The sequence below is a fragment of the uncultured Granulicatella sp. genome (assembly GCF_963528195.1).
Lineage (GTDB): Bacteria > Bacillota > Bacilli > Lactobacillales > Aerococcaceae > Granulicatella.
The window spans coordinates 1-4218 of the sequence record NZ_CAURVN010000069.1 but is presented as its reverse complement, the minus strand read 5'-3'; the positions used below and the strand labels follow the sequence as shown (position 1 = coordinate 4218).

The 4218-nt window shown below is 32.3% G+C and carries 5 protein-coding genes; all 5 read left to right on the top strand.

Annotated elements, in window-relative coordinates; translation table 11 throughout:
• Positions 1-182, top strand: a 182-nt coding sequence (locus tag RWR88_RS08620) for an IS3 family transposase (RefSeq protein WP_314451861.1), incomplete at its 5' end; no start/stop codon positions are given.
• 327 nt (positions 183-509) lie between these two features.
• Positions 510-1460 carry a peptidylprolyl isomerase gene (locus tag RWR88_RS08615; RefSeq protein ID WP_314451858.1) on the top strand — a complete coding sequence of 317 codons (951 nt, stop codon included), beginning with the start codon at positions 510-512 and terminating at the stop codon, positions 1458-1460.
• 182 nt (positions 1461-1642) lie between these two features.
• Positions 1643-2068 carry a hypothetical protein gene (locus RWR88_RS08610; RefSeq protein WP_314451855.1) on the top strand — a complete coding sequence of 142 codons (426 nt, stop codon included), beginning with the start codon at positions 1643-1645 and terminating at the stop codon, positions 2066-2068.
• Between the two features lie 20 nt (positions 2069-2088).
• Positions 2089-3111, top strand: a complete 1023-nt coding sequence (locus RWR88_RS08605) for a branched-chain amino acid aminotransferase (RefSeq protein WP_314451853.1) — start codon at positions 2089-2091, stop codon at positions 3109-3111.
• Between the two features lie 272 nt (positions 3112-3383).
• Positions 3384-4218, top strand: an 835-nt coding sequence (locus RWR88_RS08600; RefSeq protein ID WP_314451850.1) for a YSIRK-type signal peptide-containing protein, incomplete at its 3' end; no start/stop codon positions are given.

Sequence of the window (4218 nt, the reverse complement as noted above, 5' to 3'; positions counted from 1 at the left end):
GTATTTTGAAATCAGAAATGTTTTATGGATTTGAAAAGGAATTTAAGTCTCTTGATGAATTAGAGAAAGCTATTATCAATTATATTGATTACTACAACAATAAACGTATAAAAATTAAACTGGATGGACTAAGTCCTGTAAAATACAGGATGTATCATTCAAACTCTGCTAGTATTGCTTAACTAGAAAATCTATTTGAACGTTTAATGATATATCAAAAAAACGCGCCAAAATTTTTGGCGCGAACCCCCTAGGGGGTTATTCATACATTTTATCAATCAAAAAGAGACGACTAAAGTCGTCTCAAAAAAAGTCTAACTTTTTGGGGTCACTTCAAGATTGGATGAAAATCCAGTCTTTTTTCTTTTTGTGCAAACATAACAAGCATAGAAATATATGAAGATTTTAAGAAAAAAATATTGTCTTTTTTTCAAAAGCTATGAAATATGCTGAAAATATGGTATATTGTGGGAAATGCAATATTTAGTAGTATGACAGGAGTGGAAAGAATGAAAAAAACAATGATGGGGATGTTAGCTGTAGCATCAACTTTAGCGTTAGCAGCATGTTCAAATAATCAATCAGCTGTAGCGACTTCAAAAGCAGGTAATGTTACCCAGGAAGAGTTTTATAAAGCGTTAAAAACAACATCAGGAGAACAAACATTACAAAGATTAGTGTTACAAAAAGTTTTAGAAAATGATGTGAAAGATAAAAAAGCTCTAGAAGAAGAAGTAAAAAAAGAAGTTGCTAATCAAGTAACTCAATATGGTGGAGAAGATGCTTTAAAAGCTGTATTAGCTCGTAGTGGTTTTAATTCAGTAGATGCATACCGTGAAACAGTATATTTAAATAAATTAATTACAGCAGCTGTTAAAAAAGCTAATAAATTTAGCGATGAAGAGATTCAGAAATATTATGATTCATGGGAGCCAAAAGCTACTGCTCAACATATTTTAATTGGGGTAGCACAAAATGCTTCTGATGAAGAAAAAGCAGAAGCAAAGAAAAAAGCAGAAGATTTAATCAAACAATTAAAAGATGGTGCTGATTTCGATACTTTAGCAAAAGAAAATTCAACAGATAAAAGTTCTGCTGAAAATGGTGGTAAAATTGGACCGTTTAAACGTTCTGAGATGGTAAAAGAATTTGCTGATGCAGCTTACGGTCTAAAAGTAGGAGAAATTACACAAGAACCAGTGTTAACTCAATATGGGTATCATATTATTAAATTAGTAGAAAAACCAGAAAAAGGTTCATTAAATGATCTACGTTCTACATTAGAAGATGAATTAATAGCTGAAAAATTAAAAGATACAGCTACTATTCATTCTGTAGTTTCTTCATTAGTGAAAGAAGCTGATGTAAAAATTACAGATGATACATTGAAAAATGCTTTGAAAGATTTTTCTGATAATACACCAAATGTAACAGAACAATCACAAACAACTGGAAATTAGAAATTCTATTAGGAGTAGGAGGAAAATCAAAAGAATCATTTGATTTTTCCTACTCTTTTTTAGCTAATTTATCTTGACAATATACAGAAAAATTGTAAAATTGAAAATAATTTAACAATTGTTTTCACGTTATCATTTTTTTGAAAAGTTATGAAACTAAGCAAGTGGAAAGGAAGGATACCATGAAATCTTCATGGAAATTAGTAGTCAGTTTATTAGCAATTGGATTAATGGGTTGTACAAGTCGGACAGAAACTTTTAATCAAGCTGATATGGTAAATGTTTCTAAAAATGGAGAGTCAGCAGTGACATCAAAAGTTGAAGAAACGACAACAACGGTTTCGTCTACTAAAGAAGGAACAACTACTACCGAACTAAATGCTTTAGCAAAAGAAGCGATTAAAGAGATTGAAACGAAGAAACAAGTCTTGCTGGATAATCATTATACGATATTAATTCAAGCGCAAACAAAAGATTCTGTTGATATTCATATTCGTCATCAAGAACAAAGTGGATCAAGTAGCTTTGGATTTTTTAGATATACACAGTCAACAAAACTTTTAGAAGAGATGGATGCAGTATCGGGTAATTATAAACCGGTAAAATAATTTTTTAAGGAAGTGTTGTTATGACAAAAAAAGTAAACTTAGATTGGAACAATTTAGGCTTTAGTTATATTAAAACAGACTATCGTTATATTAGTTATTACAAAGATGGTCAGTGGGATAATGGAGCCTTAGTAGAAGATAATGTGCTTCATATTAGTGAGGCATCAACAGCACTTCATTATGGTCAACAAGCTTTTGAAGGATTAAAAGCATATCGCTGTCAAGATGGAAGTATTAATTTATTCCGTCCAGACCAAAATGCAGCACGTTTTGCACGTTCTTGTACGCGTTTATTAATGCCAGAGTTTCCTCAAGAACGTTTTGTTGAAGCAATTAAGGAAGTAGTTCGTGCAAATGCAGAGTGGATTCCACCATATGGAACAGGAGGAAGTTTATATATTCGTCCATTAATGATTGGGGTAGGCGATACAATTGGAGTTACCCCAGCTCCAGAATATATTTTCACAATTTTTGTAATGCCAGTAGGAGCTTATTTTAAAGGTGGTTTAACACCAACTAGCTTCGTAGTGAGTGAATATGACCGTGCTGCTCCTGTAGGAACAGGTGCTGCAAAAGTTGGAGGAAATTATGCAGCTAGCTTATTACCAGGTAAAGAAGCTAAAAAACGTCAATTTAGTGACTGTATTTATTTAGATCCATTGACACATACTAAGATTGAAGAAGTGGGAGCTGCGAATTTCTTTGGAATTACAAAAAATAATCAATTTATCACTCCATACTCTCCATCTATTTTGCCAAGTATTACAAAATATTCATTATTATGGTTAGCAGAACATCGCTTAGGAATGAGTGTGAAAGAAGCAGATGTTTATGTAGATCGTTTAGATGAATTTGCTGAAGCTGGAGCTTGTGGAACAGCAGCGGTTATTTCTCCAATTGCAGGAATTCAAAATGGGGATGATTATCATGTGTTTTATTCAGAAACAGAAGTAGGCCCAGTGACTCGTCGTCTATATGATGAATTAGTAGGTATTCAATATGGTGATGTAGAATCTCCAGAAGGTTGGATTCAAAAAGTTTAATTATATATAAAATGTTTAAAGTCTTATAAAGAATTTTTTATTCAATGTAAAAAATTCTTCGTAAGACTTTTTCGCTTGTGAAAAGTTGGGAAATTTCACAAAAAATAAGAGAGTTTACTTGCAGTTTATAAAATTTGTCTATAGAATGAACTTGATTATCTAGAATAGGAATTTTCTATGTAAAAATAGGTATTTTTCATAGATAAAAAAGAAGAAGATAATCTACAAAATAATTGGAAAAGAAATAAAAATTATGATAAAGGAGTGTAAATATGGGAAAAAACAATAACCAACAACCAGTGAAGCAATTCCAGCGATATGGTATTCGTAAGTTTAGCCAAGGTGTCGCTAGTGTAATGATTGCAAGCGGATTGTTTTTCTTAGGAAGTGGAGCAGTATTAGCGAATGAAGCTGCTTCAACTAAACCTGAAACACCAGCAACAGAAGAGAAGAAGGTAGAGGATTCTACTGAGAAAGTAGTTAAACCTGCTGAAGCAAAAGTTGAAACTCCAGCATTAGATAAAACTGAATTAGTAGGATATATTGCTGAAGTTGAAACAAAATTAGCAGATGGAAAATATGCTAATAAAACAGAAGAGTCTCTTCAATTATTACAATCAGAATTAGCAGCAGCTAAATCTACAGTAGTAAATGCAACAACTCAAGCTGAATTAAAAGCAGCTTATAGCAAATTGGTGACAACTGTATCATCAAAATTAAAAAATAAACCAGTTGAGAAAAAAGAAACACCAGCTGTAGATACTACAAATGGTCAACCAACTGTCGGAAAGAAAGCTGAAAACACAGAGAAAAAATCTGACTCAAACTCAATTGAAAATACTGGTTCACATGATGAACGTAATGGAAAAGAGATTGAAGAAAAAGGCTCACAATTACGTTCAGCTAATGAAGGATATACAGCAGCCTCTACAGAGTTAAGAAAAGAAAATGGTGAATTCGCTACAGCAACAGGTAAATCTTATAAAGTATTAGATGGAAATAATAATTTTAAAATTTATGTTCATGGTTATCAATCAGAGAATACAGAAGTACCTGCGGCTAATAGTGGACAAGCAGGGATAAGTGGTCGTACTGATATTCCTTTAT